Genomic DNA, 16,626 nt, shown 5'->3' with positions numbered 1-16,626 from the left:
GGTGGGCATGGATTCGCAAAGCCCCAATCGCCACCTGGATATCGGCAATGTGCGCGAACTGATGGATGCCATCGGCCACATCCGCGATCTCACCGGCAAACCCACCGGTTTCAAGGCTGTGTTCGGCGACATGGGATGGATCAGCGAGCTGTGCGATGAAGTGACCAGGCGCGGCATCGAAAGCGCGCCGGATTTCATCATCGTCGACGGCTCCGAAGGCGGCACCGGCGCCGCGCCGCAGACGCTGATGGAAGGTGTCGGCCTGCCGTTGCGCGAAGCCTTGCCGGAACTGGTGAATACCCTGATCGAACGCGGCCTGCGCGATCGCATCAAGGTGATCTGCTCAGGTAAATGCATCACGGCGTATGACGTGGCATGGGCTTTGTCGATGGGTGCGGATTTCGTCAACTCGGCGCGTGGCTTCATGCTGGCGCTGGGTTGCATCCAGTCGCTGCAGTGCAATCGCAACACTTGTCCCACGGGTATCACCACGCAAAATCCGCGTTTGCAGCGCGGCCTGGTGGTGATGGACAAGAGCGAGCGCGTGGCGAATTACGCGCACAATGTGATGCATGAAGTGGGCATCATCGCGCACAGTTGCGGCGTGGATGATCCGCGTGATCTGGATCGCACGCATTGCCGTGTGATGGCCAATGATGGTGTATCGGTGCCGCTGATCAAGCTGTTTCCGTATCCGGAAACGACCCCGTAGGTTGGGGTGCGAATCCCAACATCGCCATGCCAATCGCAACCGGCATGTTGGGGCGTGCACTCAATCCCGCTTCAACTCCACCCACCCTTCCGTGGTACGCACCTGCAACGGCTTGAAGCGCCGCTTGTAATCCATCTTCGAATGGCCTTCGATCCAAAAGCCCAGATACACCCACGGAATACCGCGGCGCTTGGCGAGCTCGATCTGCTGCAGGATGGCGAAGGTGCCCAGGCCACGCTCGTGTTCGTCCGGATCGTAGAACGTATAGACGGCTGAAATGCCGGTGATGCACACGTCCGTTACGGCCACCGCGAGCAGGCGGTCGTCCTTGTGCAATTCCAGGAACACCGTGGGGCTCCACGGCGCCGTGAGAAAACGGCGGAAATCGCTCGCCTCGGCCTCATCCATGCCGCCGCCAGGATGGCGCGTGCGCAGATAGCGTGAATACAGTGCATGCCGCTCGCTGTTGTAGCCGGCCATGCACTCGCGCACGATCAGGTCGTCATTGCGCTTCAGGCAACGGCGTTGCGAACGGTCGGGCTTGAAGTTCGCCACGTCGATGCGGCACGGCGTGCACGCGTGGCAATTGGGGCAGTGCGGAAAATACAGGTGCCCGCCCGCGCGGCGGAAGCCGTGATCCAGCGCGGCGCCATAGAGGCGATCCAGCTGCGGGGCAGCTGGATCGATCACCAGATTCTGTGCCGTGCGCCCTGGGTAATAACCACAGGCATGCGGCAGCGTCTGGAACAAGCGGACGTGATCTGAGCGCATGGCCTGATTCTATGACTGCAACCGGCCGCTTTGGCAAGGTTTTTGTAGGTGTACTGGCGGGTGTAGATGACGTTGGCACAGCGTTGCCCAACATTTCCAAGCAATACGGCGGGATTCGCTGCGCTAACCAACCTGCCGGCTAGATCACGTGCAGATAATGCAGGGCCAACACCATGAACACGCCCACGATCGCCAGCAGCACGATGCGCCGCGCCCGGGCCACGGTGTGTTCACGGCGGTCATACATGGAGGCGACCGGATCGCGTGAGATTCTCAGTTCCTCGGCGTGGCGAACCTCAGGTTCGATGCCGAGAGTGCGCATCAGCTCGCGAGCCCTGGTGTAGTCGTCCGCCTTGCTGACCCACACCTGCGGCCATGCGTCGCGGTTCTGATTGCGCTGCGAATAGCTGAAGCGCTGGTAGCTGGGACGGTTCCAGTTGGAACGATTGGTGATGGTGGTCTCGATGTTGTTCTCGGCCATGAAGGCCGCCACGCGATCGATATTTTCTTGACGAGGGGATGTGTAGAGCAGGCGCATGGGATGATTTTACTCGCCGCGCAAGCGGATCAGCCCTTCTTGCGCCGTGGAGGCCACCAGCGCGCCATCGCGGCTGAAAATCTGCCCGCGCGCCAGTCCGCGCGCGCCCTGCGCGGTGGGGCTGTCGAAGGAATACAGCAGCCATTCGTCGACCCGGAACGGGCGATGGAACCACATGGCGTGGTCCAGGCTGGCCATCTGCAGATTGGGCGTGAGGTAGGAAATGCCGTGCGGCAGGGTGCTGGTGCCGATCAGATGGAAATCCGAGGCATAGGCCAGCAAGGCCCGATGCAGCACGGGCGAATCGTCAACCTTGGAGGTGAGCCGTAGCCAGATGTGCTGGATCGGCGGTCGCTTGGCCGGATGCAGCTCGTCGCGCGGCCACACCTGGCGGAATTCGAACGGGCCGTTGGCGCCGAGCCAGCGTTGCAGCTTCACCGGCAGGCGGGCAAGTTCTTCCGCCGGCACGCGGTGCATGGGTTCCACGTCTTCCGGCTCCGGCACTTCCGGCATGCTGGATTGATGCTCCAACCCTTTTTCCGGCACCTGGAACGAAATGGCGCCATTGAGAATGGGCTGGCCATGCTGGATCGCCACCACGCGGCGGGAGGAGAACGTGCCGCCATCGCGTGCGCGCTCCACGCTGTAGACGATCGGTGCGTCAATGTCGCCGGCGCGCAGGAAATACGCGTGCAACGAATGCGCCTCGCGCGAGGGATCCACCGTCTGCTGCGCAGCGGACAAGGCCTGGCCCAGCACTTGGCCGCCGAACACGAAACGCGTGCCGATGTCGCGGCTCTGGCCGCGGAAGAGGTTGTCTTCCAGCCGTTCGAGCTGCAGCAGCTCGACCAGTTCCTTGACGTGTGTATCCGGCATCGCAGCGAGCCCCTGAGGTAAATGGCCGGGAATTATAGCGGGGCTAGTCCTACAGCCTTAGTGAGATATGTAGATCCGATGCAGGCCGCTGCCGACCAGCACCTCCGGCCAGGGAAACAGCGGGCCAGGATCAAGCTTGCGCGGCACCTCCCGGCTGGGGTCGTCGCTGGCGGGCACGCGGGCCGTGTCCAGATCTTCGTGGCCGGCGATCTGGTGCAGGTTCGGGTATTCCGCGCGCAACTGCGCCAGCAGCGCGCGCAATGCGGTGATCTGCACGGCGGTGTAGGGCTCGGTCATGATCTGGTGGCGCGAGTCGAACCAGGTGGGATAGCGCCCGCGATTGACCAACTCGATGCCGATCGACGGCGGGTTATAACCGCGCACGTGATGCGCCACGCGCGTGCCCGGCACGTAGCGATACACCGCGCCATCGCGGTCGATGTAGTAGTGGCCGCTGTTGCCGGTACCGGTTTCGTACAGCACACGCTCGCCGTATTCGCGCGCGGTCGCCAGGTCGGGCAATTCGGTGCAATGGATCACCACTAGCGTGACCTCGCTGGCCGCGCGTTCGGGCAGCTTGGCGACATAGGGCAGGGGCTGGTCGTGGATGGTGAGCATGGGCATGTAGGTTGGGGTGCGAACCCCAACATTGTCATCGCTTTGAGGATCATATTGTTGGGGTTCGCACCCCAACCTACGTTTTGGCGCATCACCAAACCGCTATCATGCACGTCCCGCTGAGCAAACACGGAGAGCGCCATGCCCGGCCATGTCATCCTTTCCCACGGTTCGGACACAGGTCCGGATGCCACCAAGGTCAGCGTACTGGCGAAGGTCGCCCAGTCCATGGGGTGGACCGCCGAGCGGCCGGACTACCGCGAGGACGACAAGCTGGGCCATGCCGAGTCGATCGAACCGCGCATCGCCCGTTTGCATGAGCGCATTGCGGCGAGCGATACACCGCCGGTGCTGGTCGGTTCCAGCATGGGCGCCTTCGTTTCCGGCCTGGCCTCGCTGGAAGTGCCGGTAGCCGGGCTGTTCCTGCTTGCTACGCCGGCACTGATTCCCGGTAACGATCTCGCTTTCGATGTGCGCCTGGACGTGCCGACGCTGATGGTCCACGGCTGGCATGATGACGTCTGTCCGCTGGACGAGATCTACGAGTTCGCCGGCCGCCGCGAATTGCCATTGCTGATTCTGGATGACGATCACCGGCTGAGCGCGCACATCGACGCGATCAGCAAACATTTCGGTTTCTTTCTCGAACAATTGGTCAGCCGCGTTTGAAGCAGTTCTTTGCAACCTGCCCCAAGGGGCTCGAGTATCTGCTGCGCGACGAACTGATGTCGCTCGGTGCCGTCGACGTGCACGAAGCACTGGCCGGTGTGCGCTTTTCCGGCAGCCCGGAAACCGCCTATCGCGCCTGCCTGTGGTCGCGCCTGGCCAGTCGCATTCTGTTGCCCGTGGCCGAGTTCGACGCCGCATCCGACGATGCCTTGTACGCCGGCGTGCAAGCGATCGACTGGTCGGAACATCTCGCACCGCACGCCACATTGGCGGTGGATGCCAACACCGCGCAAAGCAAGCTTACGCATAGCCAATACCTGGCGCAGCGTGTCAAAGACGCGGTGGTCGACCAGTTCCGCGAACGCGGTCAGGCGCGTCCGGATGTAGACACGGAAGAGCCGGATGTGCGCATCAATCTACGCCTGCGGCGCGATCGCGCCACCGTATCGATCGATCTCGCCGGCGCGCCCTTGCATCGCCGTGGCTGGCGGGAAACGCAGGGCGAAGCGCCACTGAAGGAAAACCTCGCCGCGGCGATGTTGCTGCGCGCCGGCTGGCCGGCCATCTACGCGCAAGGCGGAGCGCTGCTCGATCCGATGTGCGGCTCCGGCACGCTGCTGATTGAAGGCGCGTTGATGGCGGCGGATGTCGCGCCGGGTTTGCGTCGCGATTACTACGGTTTCCTGGGCTGGAAGCAGCACGATATTGCCTTGTGGCGCAACGTGCTCGACGAAGCGAGCAAACGCGCAGAAGCCGGCCTGCCTGCGCTGCGCAGCTGCTTCTTCGGCTCGGACTCGGATGCGCGCATGGTGCAGATGGCCAAGCGCAATGCGCAGGAAGCTGGCGTCGCCGGGTTCTTTACGCTGGATCGCCATGACGCACAGCACGTGCGCCCGCCGCCCGGTTTCACGCAAGGCCTGGTGATCACCAACCCACCGTACGGCGAGCGGTTGGGCGAGCGCGAAAACCTGCCGAAGCTGTACCGCAGCCTCGGCGAAACCCTGCGCGATCATTTCACTGGCTGGCGCGCCGCCGTACTTGCCGGCGACGCCGAACTCGGCCGCGCCACCACGCTGCGTTCGGAAAAGAAATACACGCTCTACAACGGCGCGCTGGAAACCGTGCTGCTGATTTTCGAACTGCATCCCCGCAGCGAAACCCCACGCGAAAAACCGCCGCTTTCGCCGGGCGCGGAGATGTTGAAGAACCGGCTGGAAAAGAACGCCAAGCATCTGCGCAAGCGGCTGGAGCGCGAAGGCATTCACGCCTGGCGTGCGTACGATCAGGATCTGCCTGAATACGCCGCGGCCATCGATGTGTATGCCGATATGTTCGGCAACACGCATCTGCATATCCAGGAATACCGCGCGCCCGCCGACGTGCCTGCCGAGCTGGCGCGCACGCGTCTGCGCGAAATCGCGCGCGTGGCCGGCGAAGTGTTCGAGACACCGCGTGCACACGTGGCCATCAAGACCCGCGAGCGTGGCAAGGGCGGTTCCAAGTACGGTCAATTCGACCAGCGTGGCGAATTCATCGAAGTGGAAGAGGGTGGCCTGAGGTTCCTGGTGAATCTCTACGATTACCTGGATACCGGCTTGTTTCTCGATCACCGCCTGGTCCGTGCGAAAGTGCGCGAACTGGCAACAGGCAGGCGCTTTCTCAATCTCTTTGCCTATACCGCCACTGCGAGCGTGTATGCGGCGGCGGGCGGCGCACGCGACACGACCAGCGTCGATCTTTCGGGCACCTATCTCGAATGGGCGTCGCGTAATCTCGCGTTGAATGGATTCACTGGCGAAAAACATCGCCTCGTGCAAGCGGATGCCGCGCAATTTCTGCAGCGCACACACGAGCGTTACGGCTTGATCTACGTCGATCCGCCGACGTTTTCCAACTCCAAGCGCGCGGACGATTTCGATGTGCAGCGCGATCACGTCAAGCTGCTGCTGGCTTGCGCGGATCGACTTACGCACGACGGTGTGATTCTGTTCTCCAACAACTTTCGCCGCTTCTCGCTCGATCGCGAAGCGCTGGAACCGCATCTTGCGATCGAGGCGTGGGGCGCCGGCAGCATCCCGTTCGATTTCTCGCGGCGCGCAAATATTCACGATTGCTGGTTGCTGCGTCCGCACGCAGCGGAGGAACCGGCGAATCCCTGGCAAAACGCGCGCATCAAAAAGTGAACGCGTAGCGTGGCTGAGGTGCCGTTAAATCGACTATTGGCGGTTGCGTTAAGAAACGAAACCCTTCAGTACAAATTAAGTCCTCCAGGCTCACCATTCACGCCATACAGACGGAGGTGTGTCATGTTCAAACGTAGTGTCGGCAAGTTCGTTGCGGTCGGCCTGGCCTTGGCGGCAGCCGGGGCTGCAGTGCCGCTCAGCGCTTCGGCGCATCCCTGGGGCGGCCCGGGTTGGCACGGTGGTTATGGTTACCATGGTGGCTACTATCGCGGCGGTGGCTATTACCGTGGTGGTTGCTGCTATCGCGGTGGTTATTGGAGCGGTGGCCGCTGGATCGCCGGCGCGATTATCGGCGGTGCGGTGGCGGGTGTTGTAGCCGGCGCCGTGGCAGGCCCCCCGGTGTATTACGCACCGCCGCCGGCCGTGGTGTATACGCCCGGCACCGTGGTTTACCAGTCCGCGCCGCCGGTGGTGACCACGACCACCACGGTGACCACGACGGACCCGTACGGCACGCGCTATATCGGCCCAGCCTACTGATCGTCGCTTGACCCAATAAAAGAGCCCGGCATCGCCGGGCTCTTTTTTTATCTTCCTTTATTTCGCATCAAGGACTTTTGCCAGGCTGCTGCGTTCTCACGCTGTGGTATTTGGCGTGATCCCGATAACCATCGAAAGTGGCTTGATCGATCAGGCTGACCGATTCGATGGCGCAGCCGGGTTGATCCCTGGCACGTACTTTTTCGCCCACGCCACCGCAGATGCGAAGCGGCGACGTGGCCTTGTCGGCTTGGCTGGGTATGAACATCAAGCCCGGATTGCCAATGCCCAACTTGTCGCAACTTGCCTTTAATTTCACTAGATAACGTTGATACGGGCCGGTACGCACGATGGCAGTCCTGGGATCGACGACATGCCATTCGTTGATCTGGTCAATGCGAATGCAGTCCTTGTACGGTAGCGTGCCGGATACCGGCGTGGATTGCGCCCATGCGGATGTTGCGATAGCGCCAAGCGTAAAAAGCAGTGCTGCAGAAATGACGATCTTCATGGAGGTCACCTCGTGCTGGTCCATATTCCTGCCATGCGTGGCGTTATTGTCACAGAATCTGAACAACTGCTGCGGCATGGTGGCTGTATGATCGTCCGCTCCGCCGCGCTCCACAAGGTATATCGCAGCACGTTTGCCTCCATCGAGTCTGCGTCATGAATGTCCCCACATTCACCCTATATACCGAGGATGCCGTTGCGCGGTTCATGCGCATACGGCGTCAGACGCTTGCCCTTTGCGCGGGATTGAGCGCTGAAGATCTGCAAGTGCAATCCATGCCGGATGCCAGTCCGGGTAAATGGCACCTTGCGCATACCACCTGGTTTTTTGAGCAATTCGTATTGGGTTACGACGCGGCTTACCAGCCGCCCGATCCTGCATGGCATTACCTGTTCAATTCCTACTACGAGTCGGTGGGGCCGATGCACGCGCGCCCGCAGCGCGGCTTGTTGTCACGACCCACGCTCGATGCCGTTCGCGATTATCGTGCACGCGTCGACGAAGCCGTCGGCGAACTTTTGGTGCATGGCGTCAGTGCAGAACTTGCGGGGCGCATCGAGCTTGGCCTGCATCACGAGCAGCAACATCAAGAGCTGCTGCTGACCGACATCAAGCACATGCTGTCCTGCAATCCACTGCTGCCCGCGTATCACAAAGCGCCGGTACTCAGTCCAAGCAGAACGGCAGCCTTGCGTTTCCTGCCTGGACGGCAAGGCCCGGTCGATATCGGCCACGAAGGCGGCAACTTCGCCTACGACAACGAAACGCCACGCCATACCACGTGGCTTTCCGAGCATGCGCTGGCCAATCGCCTGGTCACCAACGGCGAATACCTTGCCTTCGTGCGCGATGGCGGTTACCAGGACTCCGGCTTGTGGTTGTCGGATGGCTGGGCACAAGTGCAACGCGAAGGATGGCAGCGGCCGCTGTATTGGCAGGAAGACCTGGCAAGCGAATTTACGCTGGCTGGTGTCTGCGCGCTCGATCCACATGCGCCGGTGTGTCACATCAGCTATTTCGAAGCGGATGCGTTTGCACGCTGGGCCGGTGCGCGCCTGCCTACCGAAGCGGAGTGGGAAGACGCCGCGGCGTCATTGCCCATCCACGGCAACTTCCAGGACGAGTTCCGTTTTCATCCTTGCGCCGCGCCATCGGGCGATGGTTTCCTGCAGATGTATGGCGACGTGTGGGAATGGACCGCATCGCCTTATGTCAGTTATCCCGGTTTCAAACCTTTGCCCGGTGCGCTGGGCGAATACAACGGCAAGTTCATGAATGGCCAATGGGTCTTGCGCGGCGGCTCGTGCGCGACGCCACGCGACCACATCCGTGCCAGCTACCGCAATTTCTTTCCGCCCCATGCCCGCTGGCAATTTGCGGGCATCCGATTGGGACAGGACCGATGAGTGTTCAAGCTTATGCAGTACGTGACGAACAACGCCCACCCGACAACTTGCTCTTGCAGGTGGTGCAACGTGGCTTGCGATCACAACCCAAGCGTCTGCCTTCCTGGCTGTTCTACGACGAACGGGGCTCCGCCTTGTTCGAACAGATCTGCGAGCAACCCGAGTATTACCTGACCCGTACCGAGATCGCGCTGCTGAATCAGCATGCGGGTGACATCGCGGAGGTGCTCGGCCCTGATGTGCGCCTGGTCGAATACGGCAGCGGCCATGCGATCAAGACACGCTTGCTGTTGGAACATCTGAGCACGCCAGTGGCATGGGTGCCGATCGAGATTTCCAGCGAGCCGCTGCGGCACAGCATGGAACGCATGGCCGGCCACTTCCCGCATCTACCGATCCAGCCGCTGGCGGTGGACTTCACCCGCCCGCTGCGCTTGCCGGTGCCGCCGCGTGCGCCACGCCGCACGGTGGTGTTCTTTCCCGGCTCCACCATCGGCAACTTCGAAGATCGCGAGTCCGCGCAGCTGTTGCGCAAGATGCGCAGCGAGATGGGCGACAACGGCGGCGTGCTGGTGGGCGTGGATCTGAAAAAGGATCGCGCCACCATCGAAGCGGCCTACAACGATCGCGCCGGTGTTACCTCGGCGTTTACGCTCAACATGCTCGTGCGTTTGAATCGCGAGCTTGGCTGCAATTTCGATCTGAGCGCGTTCCGCCATCGTGCGCGCTACAACGCGATTGCCGGGCGGATCGAAACGCATATCGTCAGCGAGCAGGAGCAACGCGTGCGCGTCGGCCGTTTGCAGGTGTTGTTCCGCGAGGGAGAAGCGATGCTGGTGGAGTACAGCTGCAAGTATTCGCTGGAAGATTTCGCTGCGCTCGCGGCGACGGCCGGGTTGGCCGTGCAGCATGTGTGGTTCGATCCGGAGCGGATGTTCAGCCTGCAATACCTCACACGTGCCACGTAGGTTGGGGTGCGAACCCCAACATCCTGATACCGCATGGCATGCCGATGTTGGGGTTCGCACCCCAACCTACGCGGCCTTGCGTGCTCCCAATCTTCCCAGCAGCTCCTGCGCCGCGCGCACGCGCTCGCTCGATCCCGGCAGTTCCAGGTTGATCTTCAACTTGTCCTGCCCATCCAGCTTGTACACACGCGGATAGTTCTGCACCAGGCGAATAATCGCCATGGGATCGACATCGGGTTTGTCGCGGAAGGTAATCCGCCCACCGTTGGCCCCGAAGTCCAGCTTGCGAATACCCAAAGGCGTCGCCATCAATTTCAGGCCGGCGACGGCAAACAGGTTTTTTACCGCATCCGGCAGCAAGCCGAAGCGGTCGATCATTTCCACCTGCAACTCACGCAGGCTTTCTTCATCGCGGGCGCTGGCCACGCGCTTGTACAAGGTCAGGCGTGCATGCACGTCGGGCAGGTAATCATCCGGAATCAGTGCGGGCAGGTGCAATTCCACTTCGGTTTCATGCTCGCTGCTCAAATCGAAATCAGGCACCTTGCCGGATTTCAGCGCGCGCACGGCGCGCTCCAGCAATTCGGTATACAGGCCGAAGCCGATTTCCTGGATCTGGCCGGATTGCTCGTCGCCCAGCAGTTCGCCCGCGCCGCGGATTTCCAGATCGTGCGTGGCAAGCGTAAAGCCGGCGCCGAGTTCTTCCAGCGAGGCCAGTGCTTCCAGGCGCTTCTCGGCATCCGCCGTGATGGCGCGGCGATCCGGCACGATCAGATACGCATAAGCACGATGATGCGAACGTCCCACGCGTCCGCGCAGCTGATGCAACTGCGCCAGGCCGAAGCGATCCGCCCGATCGATGATGATCGTATTGGCGGTCGGGATATCGATGCCCGTCTCGATGATGGTGGTGCACACCAATACGTTGAAACGCTGGCGATGGAAATCCGCCATCACCTGTTCCAGTTCGCGTTCCGGCATCTGGCCGTGCGCGATGCCGATGCGCGCATCGGGAATCAGTTCCTGCACTTCACGCGCGGTGCGTTCGATGCTTTCCACTTCGTTGTGCAGGAAATACACCTGCCCGCCGCGTTGCAATTCGCGTTGAAAGGCTTCGCGGATCAGCGCCGGCTCCCAGGTAGAAACAAACGTGCGCACCGCCATGCGATGCGCGGGTGGTGTGGTGATCAATGAAAGATCGCGCAGGCCGCTCATTGCCATGTTCAGCGTGCGCGGAATCGGCGTGGCGGTCATGGTGAGCAGGTCCACTTCTGCACGCAGCTTTTTCAGCTGTTCTTTCTGGCGCACGCCGAAGCGTTGTTCTTCGTCGACGATCACCAGACCAAGATCCTTGAACTTGATATCCGGCTGCAGCAGCTTGTGCGTACCGATGATCACGTCGATCTGGCCGTCGGCGAGGCGCTTGAGTGCTTCGTTCACTTCCTTGGTCGAGCGGAAGCGCGACAGCACATCCACCTTCACCGGCCAGTCTGCAAAGCGGTCGGCAAAGTTGCGGAAATGCTGCTGCGCCAGCAGGGTGGTGGGCACCAGCACCGCCACCTGCTTGCCGGCGGTGGCGGCGGCGAAGGCGGCGCGCAAGGCGACTTCGGTTTTGCCGAAACCGACGTCGCCGCAGATCACGCGATCCATCGCGCGCGGCCGTGCCAGATCGCCGAGCACGGCGTCGATCGCCTGCAACTGGTCGGGCGTTTCCTCGAACGGAAAGGTGCTGCCGAATGCTTCCACCATCTGGCGGTCGATCGGCAACGATTCGCCGCCGCGCGCTTCGCGCTGCGCATAGATCGCCAGCAATTCCGCCGCTACGTCACGCACCTTTTCGGCGGCTTTCTTGCGCGCGCGTTCCCAGGCGTCGCCGCCGAGCGAGTGCAGCGGCGCCAGTTCCGGCGCGGTACCGGAATAACGGCTGACCAGGCCCAGTTGCGCCACCGGCACATAGAGCTTGTCGCCCTTGGCGTATTCGATGACCAGGAATTCGCCGGTCATGCCGCCCAGTTCCATCGAGACCAGGCCTTGATAGCGACCCACGCCATGATCGACGTGCACGATCGGCGCACCGATGGAAAGCTCGGTGAGATCGCGAATGATCGTTTCCGGATCGCGCGCCGCACCGCGTCGGCGACGGCGTTCGGTACGCACGCGTTCGCCGAACAACTCGCGCTCGGTCAGCACCGTGATCGCCGGTTGCTTCAGCGCAAAGCCTTGTTCCAGCGGTGCGATGGTGATGGCGAGCGACTTACCGTCGGCGAGAAAGGCCGTCCAGCCGTCCACGTTGTGTGGACGCAAACCCACCGTGGCAAGTTGTTCGAGCAACGCTTCGCGACGGCCGGCAGAATCGGCCGCAATCAGCGTGCGCCCCGGATACGCTTCAATGAAATGGCGCAGCGACGTGCCGGGCTCTTCGCCCTTGCGATTGAGCGGAACGTCCGGCGCGGGCTGCGTGCCGGCATCCACGGCATGCTCGTGGCCGCTGGCGACCACTTCCACGCGCAAGCGCTTGTTGAGCTGTTCGCGCAGTTGCTCGGGCGATAGATACAACTCGGCCGGCGGCAGTACCGGGCGTTCGATATCATGCGCGCGCTGGTCGTAGCGTTCGGCCGTCTGTGTCCAGAACTGCTCGGGCGCTTCCTGCGCGCCTTCGCCAAGCACGAACAGCGCGTTGTCGGCGAGGTAGTCGAACAGCGTGGCGGTGTGCTCGAAAAACAACGGGAGGTAATACTCGATGCCGCCGGGCGTCACGCCTTCCTTCATGTCCTGATACAGCGGGCAGCGGCGCACATCGATGGGAAAGCGCTCGCGCAGGCGGTTGCGGAATGCTTTGGCGGCATCGTCGGTGACGGGGAATTCGCGCGCGGGCAGCAGCTCCACTTTTTCCACTTGCTGCTGCGAGCGCTGCGTTTCCGGATCGAAGCTGCGGATCGATTCCACTTCATCGTCGAACAGCTCAACGCGGTATGGCTCGGACGCGCCCATCGGGTAGATGTCGATCAACGCACCACGCACCGCGAAATCGCCCGGCTCGCCCACTTGCGGTACATGCCGGTAACCGCAGGCTTCCAGCCGGCGCTGTTCGTTGGCGAGATCGAGCTTCTGCCCCTTGCGCAACATCAAGCCGGAGCCGGTGATATGCGTACGCGGTGCAATGCGCTGCATCAGCGTGGCGGCTGGCACCACCAGCACGCCACGCTTCACGCTGGGCAATTGGTAGAGCGTGGCGACGCGCTGGGAGACGATGTCGGGGTGCGGACTGAACACGTCGTACGGCAGCGTTTCCCAATCCGGGAAGTGCAGCACCGGCAGCGAGCCCGCGAAGATGCGCAGCTCGTCTTCTAGCGCATGCGCGCGCTGCGTATCGCGCGTCACAACTACCAGCAGGCCGTCATGCGAACGGGCGGCTTCGGCCACCAGCAAGGCGCGGGCGGAGCCATGCGGCGGCGTCCAGAAGCGGCGCTGCTTGGGACTGGTGGGAAGGGGCGGGTGACTGATCGAGGTCGACATGGGGATCTTGCGTGGGAGGGCGAGGGCCGGCTGCCTGGGCCGATCGAGCGCGCAAGTTTAGCGCGTCAGGTGATGGGGACCTATCAAGGATGGGAAATGTGGACGCATGGTCATTGCGCTTTAAGGCAACACTGATCAAGTATCGCCGTCGTCACCAGCCCTGTCTGTTCGCAGGCCACAGGGCCGTCGGCGAAAGCAGACTGGCCGTCTGTCGAGCTGGCGGACCGAAGGCATGCGGACAGACAGGGCTGGCCTCACAGGTTGAATTCAAAGTGATGGGGTGATGTCATGACGACGGCGATACTTGATCAGTGTTGCCTTAACCCGCCTGAGGCAAACTTGCCGGCTTCCCCTTCGAGCGCAGCCCTCCATGTCTACTGAAGCGACTCTCGACACCCAGGCCGGCGCGGCCGTGTATTCGCCGTGGGTACTCAAGCTCTACGACTGGTGGGTGCTGAGCGTATCCAACCGCCGGGCCTGGCAATGTTCCACCAAGGACGTGCTGTTACCGTTCTATCGTCGGCACATCGGCGCCCGGCACCTGGATGTCGGCGTGGGCACCGGCTTCTATCTGCAACATGCGGGATTTCGTCCCGAGCAAGAAGTGGCCTTGCTCGATCTCAACGAGAACAGTCTGCGCACCGCGGCCCATCGCTTGGGGCGCAAGGATGTGAAGTGGTTCGTGCAGGATGTGATGCAGCCTGTGACCGCCTTGGGCCATCGTCAATACGATTCGATCGCGCTGTTTTATTTATTGCATTGCCTGCCGGGCGAAATGAAGGGCAAGGCGCGCGTGTTTGCGAATCTGAAACCGCATCTGGCCGAAGGCGGCGTACTGTACGGCGCGACGATCCTGGGCGATGCCGCCGGGCATAACGCGTTCGGCCGCAAACTGATGGATGTCTATAACAAGAAAGGGATCTTCGGAAACCGCGCTGATACGCTGGAAAGCCTGGACCAGGCATTGCGCGTACACTTTGCCGAGGTGGAGCTTGTGCAGCATGGCAAAGTGGCGTGCTTTGCAGCGAGAAAACCTGTCGCCGCGCAGGCTGGGATGACATCCCAGCACTAGTAACCCTCACGAAGCTGGGATTGCATCCCAGCCTACAAAAGCGGCTTACAGCTTCAGGCGAATCTGCGCCGTGCTGCCTTCACCCGGCACCATCGTCGCGACGAAACCCAGCTCCTTGCACAGCTGCAACATCGGCCGGTTTTCCATCAGCACGTAGCCCCAGATTTCATCCAGGCCGCGGCGACGGGATTCATCCACCAGCCGCTGCATCAATAACGCGCCAAGGCCGATGCGTGTCCATTCGCGTTCCACCAGCACCGAAAACTCGGCAGTGTTGCTGGCGACGTCGACGAAGATACGGCCCACGCCACGCAGCTCGGCCGGCTTCACCGTTTCGTCGATCAGCACGAAGGCGGCTTCCAGTTCCGGATCGATACGGCACAAGCGCTGCGCCATCGACACCGGCAGCTCCGCCATGGCATGCATGAAGCGGCGGCGCACATCCTGCGGCGGCAGTCGCTTGAAGCAACGTTGCACGGCCGCGACATCGCCGGGCTCGACGCTGCGCAGGACCAGCTCGCGTCCGTCGGCGGTATGCACCCCTTCGCCGCGCGGCGCATGGGAGAGGGGCGAGGCGACAGTCGCAAACCGCTCGCGGCTGCGCGGCGGCAGCTCGGCATGGCGAGGGTAGGCGGGGAATTCGCGGACAGGGCTGGTAGGCATAGTAACCGTACTATAGCGTACTGTTTGCATTGCAGCATGAACGGCAGGCCGAGGTTTCGGCAGGATTTACCCTTATCAAAAGAGCGTTGAGGCGGCCGTACCGCGAAATATGCTGCTATGCGACAAAAGACCGCGTCAGTCCGCCACGTCAGGCTCGAAGAAGCTCCAGCGGATATCGCCGAACTGCGCCTTCATCTCCCGCTCCACCGTATTGATCGCCTCGATCAGGCTGAGGTCGTCGGGTGTGCGCTGCATGCGCGCCTTCACCGCCACCATCACGTCCGGCCCCATCTGCAGGGTGATCAGGTTGAGCACCTCGGCCACTTCCGGCCGTGCGCACAGGAAGGCCAGCAGTTCCGCGCGGCGGCGCGGCTCCACGCCCTGGCCGATCAGCAAGGCTTTCACCTCATTGGCCAACATTGCCGCCACCACCACCAGCAACACGCCGATGGCGATCGTGCCCAGCGCATCGAACAGCAGGTTGCCGGTGAGCATGGTCGCCCCGATCGCCAGGGCGGCCACGCACAGGCCGAGCAGGGCGGCCAGGTCTTCGCCGAAGATCACCAGCAATTCGCTGGAGCGCGTTTCGCGGAACCAGCGCCACAGGCTTTGCGTGCCGCGCGCGAGGTTCACCTCGTGCAGGCAGCCGTGCATGGAGATGCTTTCCATCACGATGCCGAAGGCCAGCACGCCCAACGCCAACCATGGCCAGCGCAACGGCTCCGGCTGCGCCAGCTTGTGCACGCCTTCGTAGATCGAGAACAGGCCACCCACTGCAAACAGCAGCAGCGCCACCACGAACGACCAGAAATACAGCGCGCGGCCCCAGCCCAGCGGGTATTCGTCGGACGGCGGTTTTTTCGCCTGACGCATGCCGAGCAGCAGCAATAATTGATTACCGCAATCGGCCAGCGAGTGGATCGACTCGGCCATCATCGCGCCGGAACCGGTGATAAGCGCCGCCGCCAGCTTGGACAGAAAAATCGCGAAATTCGCGCCCAGCGCCAGCAGAATGGCCTTGAGCGAATTGCCTTGTCCGCTCATGCGATCAGTGGATGCCCACGCCCACGCCGACCCCGAAGCTGATGTTCGGGTGTCCCTGGCGCAATTCGTCCTGGGTCCAAAGATGCGACTGAGCCACGGTCACCAGCGGATAGGTATACGGCGCCTGGTCGACCGAGCCGGCGCGCGTGCCGCCAAGTTGTCCGCTCACCGTGACCAGCCTGCCATTGGGATAATTGAACGATTCCAGATAGCCGGGGAATACCGCGATAAAACGCCCCACGCCTTGCGCATTCGGCTGCGGACGCTGCGATGAATCCAGCGGATAACCGAGCACTTCCATCTCGGTGTGATCGGGAAAATTACGTACGGCCACCACGCTGCCGCCCCAGATCACCGAACCGTTGCCGTACTGTTCCGGCGCATGCGCCACCTGCATGGGCAGCGCGGTCACGGCGCCGGGCGCAGCCTTGTAGATGGGAGCAGGTGCACAAGCTGCCAACAACAGCAATGCCAGTGGCGCGAGCAAGCGAAAAACGATACGCAGATGCATGGTGATGTCCTTTCAGCACGAAGCAGCA

General features: G+C 62.2%; 16 protein-coding genes. 7 read left to right on the top strand and 9 right to left on the bottom strand.

Annotated features, from left to right (window positions below; genetic code table 11):
- On the top strand, nucleotides 1-712 hold a 712-nt coding region (locus VJR68_RS13235; protein ID WP_324148325.1), incomplete at its 5' end, for an FMN-binding glutamate synthase family protein.
- A 60-nt stretch (nucleotides 713-772) separates the two neighbouring features.
- On the opposite strand, the gene VJR68_RS13230 is transcribed toward VJR68_RS13235, so the two are convergent.
- The 4 genes from VJR68_RS13230 to VJR68_RS13215 form a co-directional block, all read right to left on the bottom strand.
- On the bottom strand, nucleotides 773-1,483 hold the full coding sequence (locus VJR68_RS13230) for an arginyltransferase (RefSeq protein ID WP_324148323.1): 711 nt from the start codon (nucleotides 1,481-1,483) through the stop codon (nucleotides 773-775).
- A gap of 139 nt (nucleotides 1,484-1,622) precedes the next feature.
- On the bottom strand, nucleotides 1,623-2,021 hold the full coding sequence (locus VJR68_RS13225; protein WP_324148321.1) for a hypothetical protein: 399 nt from the start codon (nucleotides 2,019-2,021) through the stop codon (nucleotides 1,623-1,625).
- Between the two features lie 9 nt (nucleotides 2,022-2,030).
- Entirely contained in the window at nucleotides 2,031-2,897 is an 867-nt protein-coding gene (tesB, locus tag VJR68_RS13220) for an acyl-CoA thioesterase II (protein WP_324148319.1), read from the bottom strand.
- A gap of 57 nt (nucleotides 2,898-2,954) precedes the next feature.
- Nucleotides 2,955-3,521: an N-acetylmuramoyl-L-alanine amidase gene (locus VJR68_RS13215; RefSeq protein ID WP_324148317.1), complete on the bottom strand. Its 567-nt coding sequence runs from the start codon at nucleotides 3,519-3,521 to the stop codon at nucleotides 2,955-2,957.
- Between the two features lie 135 nt (nucleotides 3,522-3,656).
- Between VJR68_RS13215 and VJR68_RS13210 the strand changes: the two genes are divergently transcribed.
- From VJR68_RS13210 to VJR68_RS13200, 3 genes are all read left to right on the top strand, one after another.
- Nucleotides 3,657-4,184, top strand: a complete 528-nt coding sequence (locus tag VJR68_RS13210; RefSeq protein WP_324148315.1) for an alpha/beta hydrolase — start codon at nucleotides 3,657-3,659, stop codon at nucleotides 4,182-4,184.
- Nucleotides 4,181-6,367, top strand: coding sequence for a bifunctional 23S rRNA (guanine(2069)-N(7))-methyltransferase RlmK/23S rRNA (guanine(2445)-N(2))-methyltransferase RlmL (gene rlmKL, locus VJR68_RS13205; protein ID WP_324148313.1), 2,187 nt, complete (start codon nucleotides 4,181-4,183; stop codon nucleotides 6,365-6,367). Before VJR68_RS13210 ends, rlmKL begins: the two co-directional genes overlap by 4 nt.
- A gap of 123 nt (nucleotides 6,368-6,490) precedes the next feature.
- Nucleotides 6,491-6,907, top strand: coding sequence for a hypothetical protein (locus tag VJR68_RS13200; RefSeq protein WP_324148312.1), 417 nt, complete (start codon nucleotides 6,491-6,493; stop codon nucleotides 6,905-6,907).
- A 67-nt stretch (nucleotides 6,908-6,974) separates the two neighbouring features.
- Here the strand turns inward: VJR68_RS13200 and VJR68_RS13195 are convergent, their stop codons facing one another.
- Nucleotides 6,975-7,418, bottom strand: coding sequence for a DUF6491 family protein (locus VJR68_RS13195; protein WP_324148310.1), 444 nt, complete (start codon nucleotides 7,416-7,418; stop codon nucleotides 6,975-6,977).
- Nucleotides 7,419-7,624: 206 nt separating this feature from the next.
- Between VJR68_RS13195 and egtB the strand changes: the two genes are divergently transcribed.
- Nucleotides 7,625-8,824, top strand: a complete 1,200-nt coding sequence (gene egtB / locus VJR68_RS13190) for an ergothioneine biosynthesis protein EgtB (protein WP_324148308.1) — start codon at nucleotides 7,625-7,627, stop codon at nucleotides 8,822-8,824.
- Entirely contained in the window at nucleotides 8,821-9,792 is a 972-nt protein-coding gene (gene egtD / locus VJR68_RS13185) for an L-histidine N(alpha)-methyltransferase (RefSeq protein ID WP_324148306.1), read from the top strand. The genes egtB and egtD overlap by 4 nt, the downstream gene beginning before the upstream one ends.
- Nucleotides 9,793-9,858: 66 nt before the next feature.
- Here the strand turns inward: egtD and mfd are convergent, their stop codons facing one another.
- Complete coding sequence (gene mfd, locus VJR68_RS13180) at nucleotides 9,859-13,308, bottom strand: transcription-repair coupling factor (RefSeq protein ID WP_324148304.1); 3,450 nt, start codon at nucleotides 13,306-13,308, stop codon at nucleotides 9,859-9,861.
- A gap of 370 nt (nucleotides 13,309-13,678) precedes the next feature.
- On the opposite strand from mfd, the gene VJR68_RS13175 reads away from it, so the two are divergent.
- On the top strand, nucleotides 13,679-14,380 hold the full coding sequence (locus VJR68_RS13175; RefSeq protein ID WP_324148302.1) for a class I SAM-dependent methyltransferase: 702 nt from the start codon (nucleotides 13,679-13,681) through the stop codon (nucleotides 14,378-14,380).
- A gap of 45 nt (nucleotides 14,381-14,425) precedes the next feature.
- Here VJR68_RS13175 and VJR68_RS13170 read toward each other — a convergent pair whose 3' ends face one another.
- From VJR68_RS13170 to VJR68_RS13160, 3 genes are all read right to left on the bottom strand, one after another.
- Nucleotides 14,426-15,043 (bottom strand): GNAT family N-acetyltransferase, encoded by a 618-nt coding sequence (locus VJR68_RS13170; RefSeq protein ID WP_324148300.1) that lies wholly within the window; start codon nucleotides 15,041-15,043, stop codon nucleotides 14,426-14,428.
- A 135-nt stretch (nucleotides 15,044-15,178) separates the two neighbouring features.
- On the bottom strand, nucleotides 15,179-16,087 hold the full coding sequence (locus tag VJR68_RS13165; RefSeq protein ID WP_324148298.1) for a cation diffusion facilitator family transporter: 909 nt from the start codon (nucleotides 16,085-16,087) through the stop codon (nucleotides 15,179-15,181).
- A gap of 4 nt (nucleotides 16,088-16,091) precedes the next feature.
- A complete protein-coding gene (locus VJR68_RS13160; protein ID WP_324148296.1) occupies nucleotides 16,092-16,598 on the bottom strand; it encodes a Slp family lipoprotein in 507 nt (168 codons plus the stop codon).
- Nucleotides 16,599-16,626 lie beyond the last annotated feature (28 nt).

Source organism: Dyella sp., from assembly GCF_035277725.1.
GTDB lineage: Bacteria > Pseudomonadota > Gammaproteobacteria > Xanthomonadales > Rhodanobacteraceae > Dyella_B.
This window is presented reverse-complemented; position numbering and strand designations above follow the sequence as displayed.

Bases quoted from the DNA above. Each gene is read 5' to 3' on its own strand.
- VJR68_RS13175 (WP_324148302.1), top strand. From the start codon at position 13,679: ATGTCTACTGAAGCGACTCTCGACACCCAGGCCGGCGCGGCCGTGTAT.
- VJR68_RS13225 (WP_324148321.1), bottom strand. From the start codon at position 2,021: ATGCGCCTGCTCTACACATCCCCTCGTCAAGAAAATATCGATCGCGTG.
- tesB (WP_324148319.1), bottom strand. From the start codon at position 2,897: ATGCCGGATACACACGTCAAGGAACTGGTCGAGCTGCTGCAGCTCGAA.
- VJR68_RS13200 (WP_324148312.1), top strand. From the start codon at position 6,491: ATGTTCAAACGTAGTGTCGGCAAGTTCGTTGCGGTCGGCCTGGCCTTG.
- VJR68_RS13195 (WP_324148310.1), bottom strand. From the start codon at position 7,418: ATGAAGATCGTCATTTCTGCAGCACTGCTTTTTACGCTTGGCGCTATC.
- VJR68_RS13170 (WP_324148300.1), bottom strand. From the start codon at position 15,043: ATGCCTACCAGCCCTGTCCGCGAATTCCCCGCCTACCCTCGCCATGCC.
- VJR68_RS13210 (WP_324148315.1), top strand. From the start codon at position 3,657: ATGCCCGGCCATGTCATCCTTTCCCACGGTTCGGACACAGGTCCGGAT.
- mfd (WP_324148304.1), bottom strand. From the start codon at position 13,308: ATGTCGACCTCGATCAGTCACCCGCCCCTTCCCACCAGTCCCAAGCAG.
- VJR68_RS13215 (WP_324148317.1), bottom strand. From the start codon at position 3,521: ATGCCCATGCTCACCATCCACGACCAGCCCCTGCCCTATGTCGCCAAG.
- VJR68_RS13165 (WP_324148298.1), bottom strand. From the start codon at position 16,087: ATGAGCGGACAAGGCAATTCGCTCAAGGCCATTCTGCTGGCGCTGGGC.
- VJR68_RS13230 (WP_324148323.1), bottom strand. From the start codon at position 1,483: ATGCGCTCAGATCACGTCCGCTTGTTCCAGACGCTGCCGCATGCCTGT.
- egtB (WP_324148308.1), top strand. From the start codon at position 7,625: ATGCGCATACGGCGTCAGACGCTTGCCCTTTGCGCGGGATTGAGCGCT.
- VJR68_RS13160 (WP_324148296.1), bottom strand. From the start codon at position 16,598: ATGCATCTGCGTATCGTTTTTCGCTTGCTCGCGCCACTGGCATTGCTG.
- egtD (WP_324148306.1), top strand. From the start codon at position 8,821: ATGAGTGTTCAAGCTTATGCAGTACGTGACGAACAACGCCCACCCGAC.